The organism is Flavobacterium sp., from assembly GCF_036405015.1.
In the GTDB taxonomy this organism is placed as follows: domain Bacteria; phylum Bacteroidota; class Bacteroidia; order Flavobacteriales; family Flavobacteriaceae; genus Flavobacterium.
Genome location: NZ_DASWYK010000222.1, coordinates 19,263 through 36,998, shown reverse-complemented (window position 1 = coordinate 36,998; position 17,736 = coordinate 19,263). Strand labels below are relative to the sequence as shown.

The 17,736-nt window shown below is 32.4% G+C and carries 19 protein-coding genes; 9 read left to right on the top strand and 10 right to left on the bottom strand.

Features of this window, described 5'->3' with window-relative positions; genetic code table 11:
• Positions 1-18: 18 nt before the first annotated feature.
• Positions 19-1,197: a Pycsar system effector family protein gene (locus tag VGE71_RS19240; protein ID WP_331139756.1), complete on the top strand. Its 1,179-nt coding sequence runs from the start codon at positions 19-21 to the stop codon at positions 1,195-1,197.
• A gap of 77 nt (positions 1,198-1,274) precedes the next feature.
• Here VGE71_RS19240 and VGE71_RS19235 read toward each other — a convergent pair whose 3' ends face one another.
• Positions 1,275-3,644: a GAF domain-containing protein gene (locus VGE71_RS19235; protein ID WP_331139755.1), complete on the bottom strand. Its 2,370-nt coding sequence runs from the start codon at positions 3,642-3,644 to the stop codon at positions 1,275-1,277.
• 227 nt (positions 3,645-3,871) lie between these two features.
• On the opposite strand from VGE71_RS19235, the gene VGE71_RS19230 reads away from it, so the two are divergent.
• Together VGE71_RS19230 and VGE71_RS19225 are read left to right on the top strand one after the other, a co-directional pair.
• Positions 3,872-4,624: a glucose 1-dehydrogenase gene (locus tag VGE71_RS19230; RefSeq protein WP_331139754.1), complete on the top strand. Its 753-nt coding sequence runs from the start codon at positions 3,872-3,874 to the stop codon at positions 4,622-4,624.
• A 73-nt stretch (positions 4,625-4,697) separates the two neighbouring features.
• Positions 4,698-5,279, top strand: coding sequence for a TetR/AcrR family transcriptional regulator (locus tag VGE71_RS19225; protein ID WP_331139753.1), 582 nt, complete (start codon positions 4,698-4,700; stop codon positions 5,277-5,279).
• 85 nt (positions 5,280-5,364) lie between these two features.
• Here the strand turns inward: VGE71_RS19225 and VGE71_RS19220 are convergent, their stop codons facing one another.
• The 9 genes from VGE71_RS19220 to VGE71_RS19180 form a co-directional block, all read right to left on the bottom strand.
• Complete coding sequence (locus tag VGE71_RS19220) at positions 5,365-6,423, bottom strand: nucleoid-associated protein (RefSeq protein WP_331139752.1); 1,059 nt, start codon at positions 6,421-6,423, stop codon at positions 5,365-5,367.
• 43 nt (positions 6,424-6,466) lie between these two features.
• Entirely contained in the window at positions 6,467-6,826 is a 360-nt protein-coding gene (locus VGE71_RS19215; protein WP_331139751.1) for a four helix bundle protein, read from the bottom strand.
• Positions 6,827-6,939: 113 nt separating this feature from the next.
• Complete coding sequence (locus VGE71_RS19210; protein WP_331139750.1) at positions 6,940-7,482, bottom strand: IS1096 element passenger TnpR family protein; 543 nt, start codon at positions 7,480-7,482, stop codon at positions 6,940-6,942.
• A gap of 213 nt (positions 7,483-7,695) precedes the next feature.
• Positions 7,696-8,289, bottom strand: a complete 594-nt coding sequence (locus VGE71_RS19205) for an HPP family protein (RefSeq protein ID WP_331139749.1) — start codon at positions 8,287-8,289, stop codon at positions 7,696-7,698.
• A gap of 89 nt (positions 8,290-8,378) precedes the next feature.
• Entirely contained in the window at positions 8,379-9,659 is a 1,281-nt protein-coding gene (locus VGE71_RS19200) for a chloride channel protein (protein ID WP_331139748.1), read from the bottom strand.
• Positions 9,660-10,021: 362 nt separating this feature from the next.
• On the bottom strand, positions 10,022-10,411 hold the full coding sequence (locus VGE71_RS19195; RefSeq protein ID WP_095931000.1) for a VOC family protein: 390 nt from the start codon (positions 10,409-10,411) through the stop codon (positions 10,022-10,024).
• Positions 10,411-10,986, bottom strand: coding sequence for a sugar O-acetyltransferase (locus VGE71_RS19190; RefSeq protein ID WP_331139747.1), 576 nt, complete (start codon positions 10,984-10,986; stop codon positions 10,411-10,413). Before VGE71_RS19190 ends, VGE71_RS19195 begins: the two co-directional genes overlap by 1 nt.
• A 3-nt stretch (positions 10,987-10,989) precedes the next feature.
• Positions 10,990-11,448: a YciI family protein gene (locus VGE71_RS19185; protein WP_331139746.1), complete on the bottom strand. Its 459-nt coding sequence runs from the start codon at positions 11,446-11,448 to the stop codon at positions 10,990-10,992.
• A 153-nt stretch (positions 11,449-11,601) separates the two neighbouring features.
• Entirely contained in the window at positions 11,602-12,060 is a 459-nt protein-coding gene (locus tag VGE71_RS19180) for a DinB family protein (protein ID WP_331139745.1), read from the bottom strand.
• Between the two features lie 139 nt (positions 12,061-12,199).
• On the opposite strand from VGE71_RS19180, the gene VGE71_RS19175 reads away from it, so the two are divergent.
• The 6 genes from VGE71_RS19175 to VGE71_RS19150 all read left to right on the top strand — a co-directional run bounded on the left by VGE71_RS19175 (position 12,200) and on the right by VGE71_RS19150 (position 17,736).
• Positions 12,200-14,353, top strand: a complete 2,154-nt coding sequence (locus tag VGE71_RS19175) for a TonB-dependent receptor (RefSeq protein ID WP_331139744.1) — start codon at positions 12,200-12,202, stop codon at positions 14,351-14,353.
• A 304-nt stretch (positions 14,354-14,657) separates the two neighbouring features.
• Positions 14,658-15,065, top strand: coding sequence for a DUF2141 domain-containing protein (locus tag VGE71_RS19170; protein ID WP_331139743.1), 408 nt, complete (start codon positions 14,658-14,660; stop codon positions 15,063-15,065).
• Between the two features lie 41 nt (positions 15,066-15,106).
• A complete protein-coding gene (locus VGE71_RS19165) occupies positions 15,107-15,727 on the top strand; it encodes a hypothetical protein (protein WP_331139742.1) in 621 nt (206 codons plus the stop codon).
• Positions 15,728-15,750: 23 nt separating this feature from the next.
• Positions 15,751-17,103, top strand: a complete 1,353-nt coding sequence (locus VGE71_RS19160) for a 2TM domain-containing protein (protein WP_331139741.1) — start codon at positions 15,751-15,753, stop codon at positions 17,101-17,103.
• Positions 17,103-17,426, top strand: coding sequence for a 2TM domain-containing protein (locus tag VGE71_RS19155; RefSeq protein ID WP_331139740.1), 324 nt, complete (start codon positions 17,103-17,105; stop codon positions 17,424-17,426). The genes VGE71_RS19160 and VGE71_RS19155 overlap by 1 nt, the downstream gene beginning before the upstream one ends.
• Entirely contained in the window at positions 17,407-17,736 is a 330-nt protein-coding gene (locus tag VGE71_RS19150) for a 2TM domain-containing protein (protein WP_331139739.1), read from the top strand. Before VGE71_RS19155 ends, VGE71_RS19150 begins: the two co-directional genes overlap by 20 nt.

Below are 17,736 nucleotides of genomic sequence, written 5' to 3'. Positions count from 1 at the left end.
GGTATAAAAATATTCTTTATGAATCTAATAGAACAATCCGAGGATTTTGTCGGTAATTTACTCAAAGATAAACTTTCTAATCTATATTCTTATCATAATTTTAACCATACTTTCACAGTAGTTACAGCGGTAAAAGAACTCTGTAAAAAAGAAGATGTAGAAGGTGATGATAAAGAGGCGCTTCTGGTTGCAGCATGGTTTCATGACACAGGATATGTTGAAGGATATGAAAACCATGAAAAAGCAAGTACAAAAATTGCAGCTGATTTTTTAAGAGAAAAAGGAAAATCGGAAGATTTTATTGCTCTTGTTTCGAGCTTAATTCTGGCAACAGTTAAAGAATATGTACCAAGAACGCATTTAGAAAAAATTATTAGAGATGCAGATTATGCACATTTAATGGGTGAAGAATATGCGACAACTTGTGAATTATTACGTTTGGAACTAAAAAATACCGGAATTGTAAGTTTCTCTAATTCGGAATGGACGAGAGAAAACTTGAATTTTTTAATGAACAAACATAGATTCTACACCGATTACGCTTTGAGAAAATGGCAACCTTTGAAAGAAAAAAATCTACTATTAATTCAGAAAAAAATCAATAAACAAGAATTGAAAGCTGCAGCTGCACTTGAAGAAGAAAATAAAAAGAAAGACAAAGCAGAAAAACCAGATCGTGGAATTGATACTTTGTTTCGTGTAACACTCGGAAACCATACTCGTTTAAGTGGTATTGCTGATAGTAAAGCCAATATTTTATTGTCTGTAAACGCAATTATTATTTCGATTGCTTTATCGTCTATTATTCCAAAATTGGATAGTCCGAAAAATGCTCACTTGGTTGTTCCGACATTTATCATGCTGATGTCGAGCGTAATTACAATTATTTTTGCAATTCTTTCGACTAGACCAAAAGTAACTTCTGGATTTTTTACACGAGATGATGTCGAAGCCAAAAAGGTCAATTTGATGTTTTTCGGAAATTTCTATAAAATGCCTCTTGAAGATTACGATTGGGCAATGAACGAAATGATGAAAGACAGAGATTATCTGTATTCAACAATGATTAAAGATTTGTATTATCTGGGATTGGTTTTGCAACGGAAATATAATTTACTGAGAATTGCGTACAACTTTTTCATGTTTGGACTTATTATCACAGTAATTTCATTTGTAATCGCTTTTAAATCTATTTAATTTACGATTGAAAACTTTGTCAAAGTTTCAAGCTTTGACAAAGTTTTTCGTAAACTTTAAAGATAAAAGCTCAACTTTTAGTTGAGCTCATCTAATAAATCTTGATAAGTTATCTTTTTAGTGTCCGAATTGGAGATATTGTTAATCACCTTAACTCGAATCGCTCGCAGACCAGAAACACCTTGAAGATCTTCTACTTCAAATTGTTCTATGGCAGGTTCCAAGATTTTCTTGTGTTGAAGATATTTAATGTATTTTAAATATTCTGCTTCTTCACTGTTTTGAGAATATACGATTGTAATTTTCTCTTTTTCGGTAATTCTTTCGTTTGTTCCTTTAATGTTCGATTTGTCAATTCGTTTCTTAACGACTTCGTATCTTGCATTGTAAGTTCCATCAACATCAAAACGTTTTTCATCCATTCTAAAACGAATAGAAAGCGGAGAACTGAAAACTAAAATTAAAGAAGTAACATCCAATTCATAAGGAAGTGATTCTTTAAGTTCATGATGTTCCAATTCCATTTCGCATAAAGTCTGCAATTGCCACAAACGAAGATTATGCAAGTACATAATGTCGAACGGTTTAGTTGGTGAAATTGAAGCTCCGATATACAAATTGTGTTCTACACCATCGGTTTTAAAACGCTCGTAATAATGCGGATAAATCTGCTGCGCTTCAATTTGTTTTTTATCTAAAACAGTTGCGAGTCTTTTATTGATAATGGACATCGCATTGTCGAATTTCTTTCTTTCGTGATAAAACATTCCTGTTTTCTCATCCAATTTTTCGAAATACAATTCTGCTAATTTTTCATCTTTTGCATTTCCTTTTGTATTCTTTAATATTGGATGGATTTCTTCTTCAATATAACGTTGAATGTGCTGTTCAGTATCTGCTTTTAAAGGAAAATCCAATTCATCTCTTAACGATTCCAATTCAAATTTTCTTTGTTCCAAAAGAACGAGATTAGAGTTTGGTTTCTGATTGTCAAAGATTTCCAAAAGTGCTGTCAATTGACTTTTTAAATCAATTTTTACCGTTTCATTTCTATGTTCTGATGAACTTTTAATATCAATTTGTCCATACAATGGAAATACATTTTTAAAAACAATTTCTTTAAAAATATAATCTTTGGTATGATTCAGATTTTGAAAATAATTCTGTGATTCCTTTTTAAACTTCCAATATACGCTCGGGTGAATTGTAGTGTATTCTCGCTGAATAATCGCTTCAACTTGATGCTGCATGTCGGTATTATAACGATCAATTGTATCGGTTAAATACGGCAGAACCAAATCAAGTTTTGTAGCATTTACACTATTTAAATCTCTCGGATTTTCAGAAACTAATTCTACAACTCCTAATAAATGATCGTCTTTGATGACTGGAGCAAAAATGCAACTTTGAATATTTTGCTTTAACAAATGCTCGCCCAATCTTTTATTTGTTGATTCTTCTGTGAATTTTTTGACATTAGAAATTACAAAAGGTTCGTTCTTGTCCAATAAATTTTCAAAAGAGCAACCAAAGAAAGCATTTTTACAATCTACTTCCTGTTCGGTAGAAAGTAAAAAACTTCTAAGTTGTGTATCGTATTTTTCAGGTCTGAGAAATTTTTCTTCTTCTGGATTATAGATAATAAAACCGACCTTTAAATCCGCAAGATTAAAAATAGATTGAAAAATATTAGAAATTTCTTCGCCAGACGTCGCAGTTGTTGCTCCAGGCTTTAGTAAATTACTTTTTAAGGTAGAAATAGCACTTTCTGTTGTTGCATCAAACAAAGAAACAATTCCAAAACCTTTTAAAATCCAGCTTCCTTTTGGGAATTTAGATTTCCACAAATCAATATCATTGTAGTTGTCAATAAGTTGGTCAATGTCTTCTTGAGTTAAAGGAACAACGTTTTCTGTTGGAATAATTTCCATGAAATCAGCATTGTATAAAATACGATAATGTCTTTCTACACCATTTTCATCTGGAATATCATAGAAAAAAGGCTGATTAAAATCGATATGTTGATTGTAATAATAACTTAAAATCAAACAACAATTATTGATATAGAATTGATGTTCACTAAAATCACGAATTTCCATATAAAACTCGTCTCCTGCATTTTTCAGAATCTTTTTAAAACGTTCTGTATAATTAAAGGAGATGTTTTGAAATGGAATGGTAACCGCTTTTATTTCGTTTTGTGTTAATGCAGTCGGGAATAAATCGGCTAATATGTTTTTGATTAAAGGCTCATTTTCTTTTATAAGAGAATAATCCGTAATTCCTGTTCTTAATTCAGGAATCAAATCAATCTGCTTCAAAATTGCTTTTGCATAATCTGATCTGTAATCAACATCAGACAAAGCAATTTCCTCGAAGGATTCGATTAGCTTTTGGAATGAAATTATAGTGGTAAAAGGACTTTCTTTAAAAAATTGAATATCCATCTGAGTTATTTTTTAATGCAAAATTAAGGATAAATTAAGAATGTACGACATTTTTCGATTTCTTTCCTCTATGGTTAAATAGTTGTTTTCCTTATAATTAAGGGCTTTCGAGATGGAGTTTTTTATTTTAACTAAAAATTAACATTAATAATAACGGAACGATCGTTCCGTTATTATATCTTTGTACCATAATAATTGAATAATCAATAACTTAAATAGTAAATAAAATGAAAAATTTAGAAAACAAAGTTGCAATCGTAACAGGCGGAAACAGTGGAATTGGATATGCAGCTGCAGCAGACTTAGTAGCAAAAGGTGCTAAAGTAATCGTAACAGGAAGAAACAAAGAAGCTTTAGCAAAAGCAGAAACAGAATTGAAAGTTACTGGAATTGTGGCAGATCAATCAGACTTAAAATCAATTGATAATTTAGTTGAAGAAGTAAAAGCAAAATTCGGAAAAGTAGATATTCTATTTTTGAATGCTGGAATTGCCGCTTTCGCTCCAGTTGACTCAGCTTCAGAGGAACATTATGACAGTATTATGAATGTGAACGTAAAAGGAGTTTATTTTACCGTTCAAAAAGTATTACCGATTTTAAATGATGGAGGTTCTATTATTTTCAATACTTCTGTAAACGCCCATGTTGGAATGCCAAACTCTAGTGTTTATGCTGCAAGTAAAGCTGCTGTATTATCATTAAACAAAGTTTTTGCAGTAGAATTGGCATCAAGAAAAATTAGAGTAAATGCTGTTTCGCCTGGTCCTGTTGAAACTCCGCTTTACGGAAAAGTTGGTTTAGAAAAAGAAGATGTTGAAGGTTTGGGTGCAGCTTTAAGTCAGAAGATTTTGTTGAAACGTTTTGCTCAGGCTTCAGAAGTTGCAAAAACGGTAAGTTTCCTAGCTTCAGATGATGCTTCGTTTATTAACGGAACTGAAATTGTGGTTGATGGTGGACTTATTGTAAACACAGTACTATAATTTTTTTTGACTAATTCAGGAACGATTGTTCCGTATTTTTGATATCTTTGTGAATGAATTTAATTTTGAAGCGATGGCTAGAACAAAAGAATTTAATGAGGATCAGGCTTTAGAAAAAGCAATTGAAATTTTCTGGCACAAAGGCTACAACGGAACTTCTGCGCAGGATTTGGTAACTCATTTGGGATTAAGCCGATCTAGTTTGTATGATACTTTTGGAGATAAACAAAAATTGTTTTCGAAATCTTTACAACGTTATCAGCAACAAGCTCAGGACACTGTAAAAGATCTTTTAGAAAAATCTGAGAATGTCAAAGAAACGTTACGCGATATTTTTAAGCAAGCCGTACTGGAGAGTTTGGAAGACCGAATTACAAAAGGTTGTTTTATGGTTAATTCTTCTGTTGAGCTGGCGATGCATGACGAAGAGATTGCGAATATTGTAAAAAATAACACTCAGATCATGGAAGAGGTTTTTACAAATGCTGTTAAAAAAGGGCAGGAGGTAGGACATATTTCTACTCTGTTGGAGGCAAAAGTTCTAGCTCGATTTATCTTCAATAATTATTCTGGAATTAGGGTTTTGGCTCGTGCAGGCGAAAGAAACAAACAAGTTTATGATGATATTGTAAAAGCAGTATTTTCTGTTTTATAGTATAGAATAGTGGCAATAAAAAACGGCAGTTACATTTGTAACTGCCGTTTTCTGTATTAAGTAAGTAATAGAAAATGAAAACTTCTTAGCTTTTCTCTTCTTTGTTGAAGTAAACTAAGTAGTAATACATTTGTTTTTCTTCATCCCAGCCTTTTTCAACAAATTTTTCTGCACTTTCAGGATTGATAAAATCCATTTTAATCTGAATGTGAGTATCCAAATTAATTACGTTTTTAATCGATTTTCTAGCGTCAGAAACTGCTGCGTTGGCAATAGGGAATGAGGTAACATCTTCGATGCTGTATTTTTCTCCTTTATCAACTTTATAGTTTTTAAATTCAGGAATCAAATCAGGATTGTCTAGTACTTCATTCAAGAAATTCTGCTCTTCAAACTGATCATTTTTAGCGAAATAATTCACAGATCGGTTCATAAACATTACTTCCTCTTTCTTGTCTTCTGCTGGCAAAACCACGTCTTTTGCGAAGTTTTGACAGAACTTTAAATATTTTTTAGTGATGAAATTTTCATCTTCAAAGGCATCAACAGATAAAAAGTGCTCTAACCAGTAACGAGCATCATAACGGTTGCTGTCTACAGTCAGGATTTTGTATCCTTCTTCTTTTTTAAAGTTGAAGATCAAACAACCTTTATCCAGTTTGTTCAAATTGATTCCTTGTTGAAGAATCATTTCAAGGTTGCTGTTTTTTTCTTCAAATTGTAAAAAGTCTGCTTGTAATTCGCTTTTAAAAATTCCGATTGCATCTACAACATTGTTGTCAATACTAAGATTAGTCAAATACGTTACATAAACCTCTCCGTTTTTAATATGCGGATGATTTGACTGCTCGTACAAATGTTTGGTGATGTTTTTAGAAACCTCGTGAACATTTGCTGGATTAGCGAAAATCTCAGTTGCATATTTAAACATGTCGTTGTAGTCCAAATCTACTTCGTGTGCAAACTGATAATAGTTTTCTTCTTTTTCTCTAAATGGCTTAAAAAAGAATTCTTTTATCAAAGGAACAATTTCATCATTTAAGTTAAATGGTTGCTCTGATAAAAAAATCGGTTCGTTACGACTTTTATTTCCTACGCGATGTATCGCAAGCGTTTCGATGTGGGTGTTGAATAAGTTGATCATATTTTGCTAGGTTCAGAGGTGCAAAGGTTCAGAGGAACAAAGGTTATTTTCGATCTTTTATTTTTCGTATAAAAGAACTCAACATTCGTTCTATTTCTCTACTGTCACCAAATATTTTATTAAATTGATTTTCAGTTAAAAATTTTAAATTAAAAGAAATTTCTAGTTGTGTTTGTATTTCAAATAAGGATGACATAGAGATATTTAAAAAGCGTAAATAATCACTGTCTCCATCTCTTCCATAACCTTCAGCAATATTGCTGGGAATTGAAACTGAACTTCTTCTAATTTGTGAAGTCAATCCGTAGATTTCTTCTTTAGGGAATGATGCTGTTAATTGGTAAATTTCTGTAACAAAGGCCATGGATTTTTGCCAGACAAAAAGACTTCTAAAAGTATTCATATTTTATATTCAAAAGTAAATTAAAATATAAAAGTAAGAAAAATATTAATTTTAAAATCGTCAGATTTTAAAAACCTCTGAGCCTTTGTACCTATGCAGCTTTGAGCCTTTGACTAATTCCAATTCTCCTCAAATCCATAATCTTCGAAGCTGTCATCTCCTTCGAACATATCAAGATCGTCTTCGTCTAAATCGTCTTCAAATTCTCCGTAGATATCGTCGTGCATGTCGTCGGCTTCGAAGTTTTTTTCGATAGCGTCAGCTGGCATTTCGCCGTGAGAGAATAAAGTTTCTGGGTAAGTTACTCCAACTTGTTCGTCTTCGATAGCAGCCAATTCTACAAGGAAAGTCCACATGCTGATGAAATCATAAACGTAGATAATCTTTGTATTTTCTTTGTCTAAAATACTAGATAACGGATAATCGTTCATCGTTCTCATTTCGCCAGGAATATCTCCAGTATCAAAAAGCGGAATTTCATCTTCTTGATTCCAAGTATCATCACAAGTATAAAATGAAGCCACTTCTGATCCGTCAAAGCCAAAAGCGTTGAAGATGGCATTGTGTAAATCTTCAAGAGTATCATCTTCAAGAATAGCAATGTCTCTGAAAATATCTTCTTCGGCGTCTAGAATAACTCTAAATTTATAAACCATAATCTTTGTTTTTATTGAGAGGTCAAAGGTAAAATATAAAAAATGAAATACGAATCAGGAATTGCGATTTGTTGAAAAGATTTTAAACTCTTGTTTTTCTGTGTTTTAATTCCTTTACTTATCCTGCAAGATTTTCAAAACCTTGTAGGTTTGTTTTGTATTTAAAGTAATACCTACAAGGTTTTGAAAACCTGGCAGGAAGAAAATGAAAAACTATTTTCTCGCCAATCTTTTTCGAATCTTATGATAATGTTTGTGATAGTTGTTCGGATAACTTCTGCTTGAAGTCATATTATTAAAAATCAAAGCCGTTAAAAATAAAATCAGAACGCCTACTAAAACTGGAGAAAGTACATACATATAACCCAATGCTTTTACTTTTTCGGTTCCAATAACAGCGATTAAAGCTGTTGCACCTCCAGGTGGGTGAAGCGTTTTGGTAATCTGCATCAAAATAATGGCAAGAGAAACTGCCAAAGGTGCGGCAATATACATAACATCAGGAACTAATTTGTGAACTGTTACGCCAACAATAGCAGAAACTAAGTGGCCACCAATCAAATTTCGAGGCTGAGAAAATGGACTCTGAATAATTCCGTAAACCAAAACACTCGATGCTCCAAAAGAACCAATTAAATAGACGGCATCAGGACCAGAAAAATGTATCGATTGTACGTAAGCCAAAATTCCGATTCCGACGAATGAACCTAAAAAAGACCAAAAGTGTTCTTTAGAATCAATTAAGGTTTCTTTATAAAGAATATAACGTGTTTTGCGGTAGCTTCTTCTTATTTTTTCAGTTGGCATTATGTGTGGATTTATTTTACTCGTTATGCTTTTAAATATACTTTGCTGTATGTTTTTAATCTTAAAACCTGCAGATTATTACGCTGAGATTATTTAATTAAACTTGGCGAATAACTGTAAACGGTATACGGATAAATTGTTTTCGCAGTGTATTTTGAAATCAAACAAACTACTAAAATTGGGAAAAACAAAGTATAGTCGTTTGTTAAACCACAAACCAAGAAAATAGCTGTAAATGGAGCATGAATACTAGCACTTAAAACCGCTGCCATTCCGATAATCATAAAGTTAACCGGAATTACATTTACATGGAAAAAGCTGTTTAGAATAGAAGCTAATAATAATCCTAAAAATGCTCCTATGAATAAACTTGGTGCAAAAACTCCTCCGTCACCGCCAGAAGCCAATGTTATAGAAGTAACAATTGGTTTTAGAATTAAAATTGCAATAAAAGTCAAGGCTAAAGTTATTGTTAAAGGAAGCTGCGCCGAGTTTCCAAAAATTCCTTTTATAGCATGATAACCTTCTCCATACAATTGTGGAAAAAAGAATAAAGAAAGACTTAAAACCGCTGATCCTAAAATGATTTTGTAATAATGTGTATTGATTTTTCCGAATTGTGATTTGAAAAACAAGACACATTTTGTTAGATAAACCGAATTCATTCCCGCCAAAATTCCTAAAAGAATAAAGTATGGAATTGCTTTTAAATTCCATGTTGCGATTGAAACTGCAAACAATGGTTCTTCTTTTAAAATGGTCAATAAACCAAATGCGATAGAAACTGCAATTACATTTGAAATGATAAAAGCTCGGGTAACTTTTCTAGAAATCACTTCGAAAGCAAATAAAACTCCCGCAATCGGACTGCTGAAAAGTGCTGTAACACCTGCTGCAACTCCCGCACAGATTAATTCTGTTTTGTATTGACGGAAAACATTTTCTTTTTCGTGAGCAACAGAACCAATAGTTGCCGTTGCGACAACAGTTGAAACTTCAATTCCTGTTGACCCTCCGAAAATAACCGTTAATAATCCGTTGATGAAGTGAGATGGAATTTTATAAGATGGAAGATTTTTAGATTTTGATGCTGTACTTTCAAAAACTTCTTTAATTCCTTTGTTTTCTTTTTTCTTAAAAAGATATTGTCTTAAGAAATAAATTACCGACAATCCAAAAACTGGAAATACGATATAAAATACTGGGTGAACCGATACTTCGTGAAAGAAGATTTCTTCGTAATATTCGGTTATTTTTTTAAGTGAAATTCCGAGAAAGGCTGATAAGAAGCCAATTAAAATAGAAACAATAACTAATTTTCGGAGTTTGATTAATTGATGATTTTTTTTGATTTGCGCCGTTTTGTTCATCACTATAAATTTGAAGATCCGCAATTTTTTTTCTGCGGGTTACAAATTTAAGCATGAAATTCGGTTTTTTCTAGTAAATCTTGATTTTAGTGTGTTAAAACTCATATAAACAAGAAAAATCTTTCTTTTTAAGAGGCGGAGTTGCAAAGCTACAAAGCGACAAAGTTTTGCATTGCGTCCAGCTTTAGCTGGATGTAGAAAGTAAGACAAGATAAGGGCTTTAGCCAAACAATTCGTTGTTTGGCTAAAGCCTATTTGAGACTATAAATTTATTCATCCAGCTAAAGCTGGACGCAATTCAAAAAACTGTTGGCAAAACCTTTGTTCCTTTGTAACTTTGAACCTTTGTCCCTCTGAAAGACCTATCTTTCATAAAACTCAATCGGCAACAAATCAGGATCGGCTATAAATGTAAAACGTTTTTCAGTCGTTTCATCAATTCTGATGGGTTCTGATTCTATGTTCTTGGAAGTTAAAAAAGCAATTGTTTCTTCGAGATTAATCACTTCAAAAGCCAAATGTCTTAAACCAACAGCTTCAGGTCTTGAAGGTCTTTGTGGCGGATTTGGAAAGGAAAATAATTCCACAACATAAGAGCCATTCAAAGCCAAATCTAATTTATAAGATTGACGTTCTTCGCGATAAATTTCTCTAATAATGGTTAAACCTAAAATTTGGGTATAAAAGTGTTTCGACTTTTCGTAATCGGAACATAAAATGGCAATATGATGAACTTTATTAAGGGTAAGCATTATTTTTTGGATTCAGGTTCTTGATTCAATTTTCGAATAACTTTCGCAGGATTTCCAACTGCCAGCGAATTGTCCGGAATATTTTTTGTAACAACAGATCCGGCGCCAATAACACAACCTTTTCCGATTGTGACTCCTGGACAGATAACCGAATTACCACCAATCCAGCAATCGTCTCCAATGGTAACAGGATAAGCATTTTCTAAGGTTTTTCTTAATTCAGCGTCAAGCGGATGCGAAGCTGTATAGATTTGAACATTTGGCGCAATAAATACATTTGAACCAATATTTACAGGCGCACAGTCCAAAACAACGCAATTCACATTGAAATAAACGTTGTCTCCGCAGAAAATATTATAACCATAATCGCAGTGAAAGGGAGGTTCTATATAAAAGCCTTCACCTGTATTTGGAATTAATTCTTTTAGAATTTCTTTTGCTTTTTTGGTCACTCTGTATTCTTTTACATTCAAACTATGTAAAAGATTTTTGGCTGTTCGACGGCCTTTTACTAATTCGGGATCAAAAGCGTTATAATATTCGCCAGAGATCATTTTTTCTTTTTCTGTTTTCATATTCTACATTTTCGTCTTGGCAATTTTATCATGCATTTTTGGAATTTCCTGTAATGCGGCAGTGCAATACCAAGGCGTTAATTCGGCTTCGAGTAAATTGGCTTTTATTGCGGGATCAGTGGCAACAAGAGCTTTGGCTTCGTCTATAGTTTCGACATTAAAAATATAAATGCCTCGATAGTTTCTGTCATTTTTCATGAAAGGTCCAGCTACAACCAGTTTTCCTTCTTTAGCTAATTTCCCAATGTTTGCCATGTGACCTTCAAAGAGTTTTTTACTTTCTTCTTTTGATGTTGTTGTATTGCTTCCAGATTTCAAAAGGCAAAAAACATATTTCTTCATTCCGTATTCGTCGGCATGAAGTGATTTTGCTAATGCTTCATCATATTTTACTTCGGTTTCTTGAGAAAATCCGATTGTGGAAAAAAGTAAAAATGCTAGGATAAAAATAAAGGTTTTCATATAAATGTTTTTTATTTTAACACATAGAAACATAGTTGTAAAACGTGCTGAAGGCATTTCATTTGCATACACATAGCTATGTGTAAAATCTAGATTTTCTAAACATTCTTTTCTAGAAATAAAAAATCTATGTTTCTATGTGTTTAAATTCAATTAAAGCATTTTCTTCAAAATAACAATTTGCCCCAAATGATACACATCATGCTGAATAATTCCGTGAATGTGCTCATAATAAGTATGGCCATTATTAGCGTAGATTTTTGCTAAATCTTCATCATTAAAACTTTCAAAAAAAGCAGTCCATGAATCTTGAGATTTTGCCAATGTTTGAAGCGATTGTTCCCAAGCTACTTCAGAAGGATCTAAAACTGGCACAAAATAATTATGATCGGGTGTTGCGATAACTTCTCCCTGCATGCGTTCTAAAATGTTTCTTCTCCATTGAATCAAATGGTTTACAATTTCCCAAATCGTATTGAGATTCGGATTTGCTTTTCTGTACGCCTGTTCTGCTGTGACATTTTTTAAGGTATTGGCAAGATTTACTTCAAGCCACGGATTTCCATTATAAATGGATTGATATAGATTTGAAATTCGTTTACTTTCTGACATAAAAGATGATTTTGGTTTTCCTAGCTAAAGATACAAATAAGTATTTTACAACTCATCCTCGAAAATCTACAATTGGGTTATTATATATTTTTTAACAGGAATTGTTAAAATACATTTGCCTCATCAAAAACCAATAATCATGAAAACCAGAATTACTTTTATTTTATTATTGTTAAGTGCTTTTACTTTTGCCCAGAATATTATTTCAGGAAAAGTAACAGATCCAAAAGGTAAACCAGTTGTAGGAGCTAACATTTATATTGACGGAACTTATGATGGAGCTACAAGTTCTGAAACAGGAGAGTTTTCTTTTGAAACTACTGAAGCTGGAAATAAATTTTTAGTAGTAAGCTTTCTAATTTTCGAAACTTTCAAAACCGAAATAGATGTTACCAATTATAAAAATCAAACTATAAAACTCAGAGAGAACATGAATTCTCTTGATGCAGTTGTCATTACAGCAGGAACTTTAGAATCCGGAGACAAGGCAAGAGTTTCTGTTTTAAAACCTTTAGATATTGTTACAACGGCAGGTTCTGCAGGAAATATTGTTGCGGCATTGCAGACTTTGCCAGGAACACAAAGTGTAGGTGAAGACGGACGTTTGTTCGTGCGTGGAGGTGAAGCAAACGAAACGCAAACTTTTGTGGACGGAATTCGCGTTGCGCAACCATACGGTGCTACAACTAATAATTTACCAACAAGAAGCCGATTTTCTCCTTTCTTATTTAGTGGAATCGCTTTTTCTACGGGAGGTTATTCTGCTGAATACGGTGAAGCATTATCAAGTGTTTTGCTTTTGAATACTCAGGACGAAGAAGATCACGAAAAAACAGATATCGGATTTATGACGGTTGGTTTGAGTTTAGGGAATACACAAAAATGGAATAAAAGTTCTTTGAGTGTGAATATGATGTATGTTAATCTAGCACCTTATCAGGCGGTTATTCCTCAAAATGTAGATTGGAACAATCCGTATCAATCTTTAGGAGGTGAAACAGTTTACAGATATAAGTTTACAAACGGAATATTCAAATTATATGCTTCTTTCGATTCGGAAAGATTCGATTTAAATCAGAAAAATGTCAATTTTGAAAATCCTATAAGAACAGATATGAATAATAATAATTTCTATCTGAATTCATCTTACAAAGGAAGCATTGGATCAGGTTGGCAGTTAACATCTGGAATTAGTTATGGTTACAGTAAAAACAAACTGAAATACGATATTACTGGAATTAATAGTGAGGAAAATGCTGCGCAACTAAAACTAAAATTATCTAAAAAAGTTTCCAATCATTTTAGATTGTCTTTTGGATCTGATTATTTTATTACAAAATATAATGAAGATATTGCTAGTACCACAGCTGTTCAAAACGGTTACGATTCTAATATTTTTGCATCTTACGCTGAAGGAGATATTTCATTTTCTACAAAACTGGCTTTAAAAGTAGGTTTAAGATATTCGAATAATAGTTTATTAAATGAAAACGAAATTGCTCCAAGAGCTTCATTAGGATATAAACTTTCAAAAAGCAGTCAGTTTTCTTTCGCTTATGGAGATTTTACTCAGACGCCAGTTGTAGATTATATCAAATATTCAAAATACCATCAGTTTGAAAGTGAAAAAGCAAGACATTATATTTTAAATTATACGTTTTCAAAACCAGGGCAATTGCTTAGAACAGAGTTGTATTATAAAGATTACAACAATTTAGTTCAATACGATACAAGAGATATTCAATACAATTCGGTTTTCAATAATAACGGATCGGGTTATGCAAAAGGATTTGATTTGCTTTGGAGAGACAGTAATTTGTACAAGAACTTAGAATATTGGATTTCGTATTCTTACATCGATTCAGAGAGACAGTATAAAAACTTTCCAAGTATGGTAACGCCAAGTTTTGTAGCCAATCATAATTTATCTGTTGTCACAAAATATTTCATAACAGACTGGAAATCGCAAATTGGTTTTACAAACAGTTTTAGTTCAGGACGTCCGTATAACGATCCAAATCAGACACAGTTTATGAACGGAAAAACAAAATCATATAATAGTTTGAGTTTTAACTGGGCATATTTACTAACAACACAAAAAATCCTTTATTTCTCTGTTTCGAACATTTTAGGAACAAAAAATGTTTTCGGATACGATTATGCGAGAAATCCAGATCCAAGTGGAGTTTATCAAAGACAAGCTGTAATTCCAACTGCAGACAGATTTTTCTTCGTAGGTTTCTTCTGGACTATCAGCCAGAATAAAAATGAGAATCAGTTGAAGAACTTGTAGTTTAGGTACAAAGTGACAAAGTTTCTTTAGAAGATTTGCAAAGAGCCCTTTGTCACTTTGTCTCTCTGAACCTTTGTCTCTTTAAAAAAAAACAATTCATCATCAAAAATCAACAACTCAGTATCATTTAATTTTAAAAGACTAAAAACCAACATACTTTTGAAGTGTAAATTAAAAGTGACAAAGAAACAAAGTGACAAAGGTTCAAAGTTTTAGAATCTTGATAATTAGAAAATCAAACTTTGAACCTTTGTAGCTCTGAACCTTTGAACCTTAAAAAAAAGAACCTTTAAAAAAAAAAATCATGACCAAAATTATTACCATCACTATTTTATTTATCTGCAGTTTAATGTCTGCTCAAAATGTGAAATTAACTGTTGCTGTTTCAGGTATAAAAAACAATACAGGAGTTGTCAAAGTTGGATTATATAATTCAGACGGAACGTTTCTTAAAACAACTTACAAAAGCCTTGCTTCTGAAATTAAAAACAACAAAGCAGTGGTGACATTTGAAAATCTTCCTGCGGGTGAATATGCGATTTCAACCTATCACGATGAAAACAACAACGGGAAACTGGACAGAAACGCAATGGGAATTCCATCAGAAGATTATGCCGCTTCAAACAATGCAAAGGGATTTATGGGACCGCCGTCGTATAAAGATGCTAAATTTGATGTCAGCAAAGATTCTAAAATTGAAATTGTATTCTAAACAACTAATCCATATAAACAAACCATTAAATAACTTATAAAATGAAAAAGATCATCACATTAATCGCATTATTTGTAGTTGTAATTACTTCAGCTCAAACTCAATTTGAACAAGGAATGACAAAAGCTTTTGGGCTTTGGAAAGAAGGCAAAAATACAGAAGCTTCACAATTATTTGAAAGAATTGCAGCTGCAGAAAAAAACAGTTATTTACCAAATTATTATATTGCTTTAATTAATACTACAGCAGTATTTACAGAAAAAGATAAAACAAAAATCGATTTGTTATTGACAAAAGCGCAAGATGCCTTAGATGTAGAATTGATAAAAGATCAAACCAATTCAGAATTATATGTTATGCAGGCTTTGATTTACACAGGATATGTTGTGGCTGACCCAATGACAAACGGAATGAAATATTCTGGAAAAGTGATGGAAGCTTATGCAAAAGCTAAAGCATTAGATCCAAACAATCCTAGAGCCGTTTTTGGTGAAGCAGATTACCAATTGGGAGGCGCAAAATGGACAGGTGTTGACACAAAACCTTTATGCGCACAAGTTGATAAATCTATTGAACTTTTTAATAATTTTAAACCAGCAACACCTTTTTCTCCAAAATGGGGATTAGAAAGAGCTTTGGAAATCCAAAAAACTTGTAAATAATAAAATTTTATAAAAAGCATATAATGAAAGAAAGAACATTTACTGATCTAAAAAGTGGAACAATAGTTTGTTTAAAGATTTCTATGGTCTTTGCCATAATATTTTCAGCTTCTTTAGGAGATGACTTAAATGTTAGAAATGTTCTTTTAACTTTTTTTATAAGCTGTCTTTATTCTTTCGGATTAGGCTTTGGTAACGGTTTTCTGAATGTGCTGTTAGACAGAAAATGGGATTGGCTGGAGCAAACAAATCTTAGAGTTTATTACGGAATTTTAGTAACCGTTTTATACACAGTTCCTGTAGTTTTAGCCATCAACTATTTCATTTTTGTGGTCTTGCAGGATGTAACTTTAGAGGTGTTTTTTGGAGCAAGAATGATTTGGGTTCACCTTTTTTATATCATTTTATCTCTTGGAGTTTCGACTTTTATGCAAGCCAGAAGTTTCATGGTTAAATGGAAAAAGGCTTCAAAATTTGAAATTACACAACAAAAAATTATTGCAGGAACAGCAAGCGCAAAATTTGAAAGTTTAAAAAATCAAATAGATCCGCATTTCTTGTTTAATAGTTTGAATGTTTTAAGTTCTTTGATTGAAGAAAATCCGGATAATGCACAGCGTTTTACGACTTCTTTGTCTAAAGTTTATCGATATGTTTTAGAACAAAAAGACAAAGAATTGGTTTCTGTTGAAGATGAGTTGTCATTCGCAAAAACCTACATGAATCTGCTGAAAATGCGTTTCGAAAATAGTTTGTTTTACGAATTGCCAAGCGATAACATCAATCCAGAAGCGAAGGTTGTGCCGCTTTCTTTGCAACTTTTATTAGAGAATACAGTAAAACACAATATAGTAAGCGAGCAAAAACCGCTACACATTAGAATATTTATTGATGGAGATTATTTGGCGATTCAAAATGATTTTCAGAAAAAAGAAGTTTTGCAGGACAGACAAGGTGTTGGATTGCAGAATATTGTAAATCGATACGGAATTATAACCGACCGAAAAGTGAAAATTGAACAAGATGAAAAGAATTTCACGGTGAAGATTCCAATTTTAACGAAACAAATTGCGGTTATGGAAATGAGTACAGAATATACCGACGAAGCAAAAGCCTATTATAGAGCCAAAAAAAGAGTGCAAGAATTGAAAGGATTTTATGGAAATGTAATTTCATATTGTTGTGTGATTCCGTTTCTGGTTTTTATTAATTTAAGATTCTCGCCAGGATTTCAATGGTTTTGGTTTTCTGCTTTAGGCTGGGGATTTGGAGTTGCAATGCATGCTTTTAAAGTTTTTGGATACAGCTCAGATTGGGAAGAAAGAAAAATTCGAGAAATTTTAGAAAGAGATAACAAACAAAAAACATGGAAATAATGACTGAAAAAGATTTTACTGAAGCGGATCGTTATTATGATGCTCAGAAAAAAGTAAAAGAATTAAGAGGATTTTACGAGCATCTTACCGTTTATGTTTTGTGTAATCCGATTGTAATTGTAGTTAATTATATGGTTTCTCCAGAATATCTTTGGTGGATTTGGTCGGTGATGGGATGGGGAATAGCGATAGTTTTACATGGATTAAAAGCGTTTGAATTTCCACCTTTTTTTAATAAAAAATGGGAAGCTAAAAAAATCCAGGAACTTTTAGATAAAGAAGATAAACGTAGACTCGAAAGCAATGGAAACAAATTTGACTAATGATCAGGAACAAGCTATTCTCAAAGAATTAGCCAGTAAAAAAGTGCATCAGCTAAAGTCATTTTACAATCATTTAGCGGTTTATGTAATTGTAATGATTGTATTTCTTCTGAAAGAATATACCAATCTGCCACTTCATTTTATTCCAATAAAATATATCAATTGGGTGGTAATGATTATTTGGTCGGCGGTAATATTGGGTTCGGCAATTGACTTGTTTACGTCTTATAAAATTTTTGGACAGCAATGGGAGGAACGAAAATTACGAAGCATCTTAGAAAAAAAATATAAAAAACAAAAATGGGAATAA

Excerpts from the sequence above, each read along its gene's own strand:
- VGE71_RS19230 (WP_331139754.1), top strand. The coding sequence starts at position 3,872 with ATGAAAAATTTAGAAAACAAAGTTGCAATCGTAACAGGCGGAAACAGT.
- VGE71_RS19150 (WP_331139739.1), top strand. The coding sequence starts at position 17,407 with ATGGAAACAAATTTGACTAATGATCAGGAACAAGCTATTCTCAAAGAA.
- VGE71_RS19155 (WP_331139740.1), top strand. The coding sequence starts at position 17,103 with ATGACTGAAAAAGATTTTACTGAAGCGGATCGTTATTATGATGCTCAG.
- VGE71_RS19165 (WP_331139742.1), top strand. The coding sequence starts at position 15,107 with ATGAAAAAGATCATCACATTAATCGCATTATTTGTAGTTGTAATTACT.
- VGE71_RS19160 (WP_331139741.1), top strand. The coding sequence starts at position 15,751 with ATGAAAGAAAGAACATTTACTGATCTAAAAAGTGGAACAATAGTTTGT.
- VGE71_RS19175 (WP_331139744.1), top strand. The coding sequence starts at position 12,200 with ATGAAAACCAGAATTACTTTTATTTTATTATTGTTAAGTGCTTTTACT.
- VGE71_RS19180 (WP_331139745.1), bottom strand. The coding sequence starts at position 12,060 with ATGTCAGAAAGTAAACGAATTTCAAATCTATATCAATCCATTTATAAT.
- VGE71_RS19225 (WP_331139753.1), top strand. The coding sequence starts at position 4,698 with ATGGCTAGAACAAAAGAATTTAATGAGGATCAGGCTTTAGAAAAAGCA.
- VGE71_RS19240 (WP_331139756.1), top strand. The coding sequence starts at position 19 with ATGAATCTAATAGAACAATCCGAGGATTTTGTCGGTAATTTACTCAAA.
- VGE71_RS19215 (WP_331139751.1), bottom strand. The coding sequence starts at position 6,826 with ATGAATACTTTTAGAAGTCTTTTTGTCTGGCAAAAATCCATGGCCTTT.
- VGE71_RS19185 (WP_331139746.1), bottom strand. The coding sequence starts at position 11,448 with ATGAAAACCTTTATTTTTATCCTAGCATTTTTACTTTTTTCCACAATC.
- VGE71_RS19205 (WP_331139749.1), bottom strand. The coding sequence starts at position 8,289 with ATGCCAACTGAAAAAATAAGAAGAAGCTACCGCAAAACACGTTATATT.
- VGE71_RS19210 (WP_331139750.1), bottom strand. The coding sequence starts at position 7,482 with ATGGTTTATAAATTTAGAGTTATTCTAGACGCCGAAGAAGATATTTTC.
- VGE71_RS19195 (WP_095931000.1), bottom strand. The coding sequence starts at position 10,411 with ATGCTTACCCTTAATAAAGTTCATCATATTGCCATTTTATGTTCCGAT.
- VGE71_RS19220 (WP_331139752.1), bottom strand. The coding sequence starts at position 6,423 with ATGATCAACTTATTCAACACCCACATCGAAACGCTTGCGATACATCGC.
- VGE71_RS19200 (WP_331139748.1), bottom strand. The coding sequence starts at position 9,659 with ATGAACAAAACGGCGCAAATCAAAAAAAATCATCAATTAATCAAACTC.
- VGE71_RS19170 (WP_331139743.1), top strand. The coding sequence starts at position 14,658 with ATGACCAAAATTATTACCATCACTATTTTATTTATCTGCAGTTTAATG.
- VGE71_RS19190 (WP_331139747.1), bottom strand. The coding sequence starts at position 10,986 with ATGAAAACAGAAAAAGAAAAAATGATCTCTGGCGAATATTATAACGCT.
- VGE71_RS19235 (WP_331139755.1), bottom strand. The coding sequence starts at position 3,644 with ATGGATATTCAATTTTTTAAAGAAAGTCCTTTTACCACTATAATTTCA.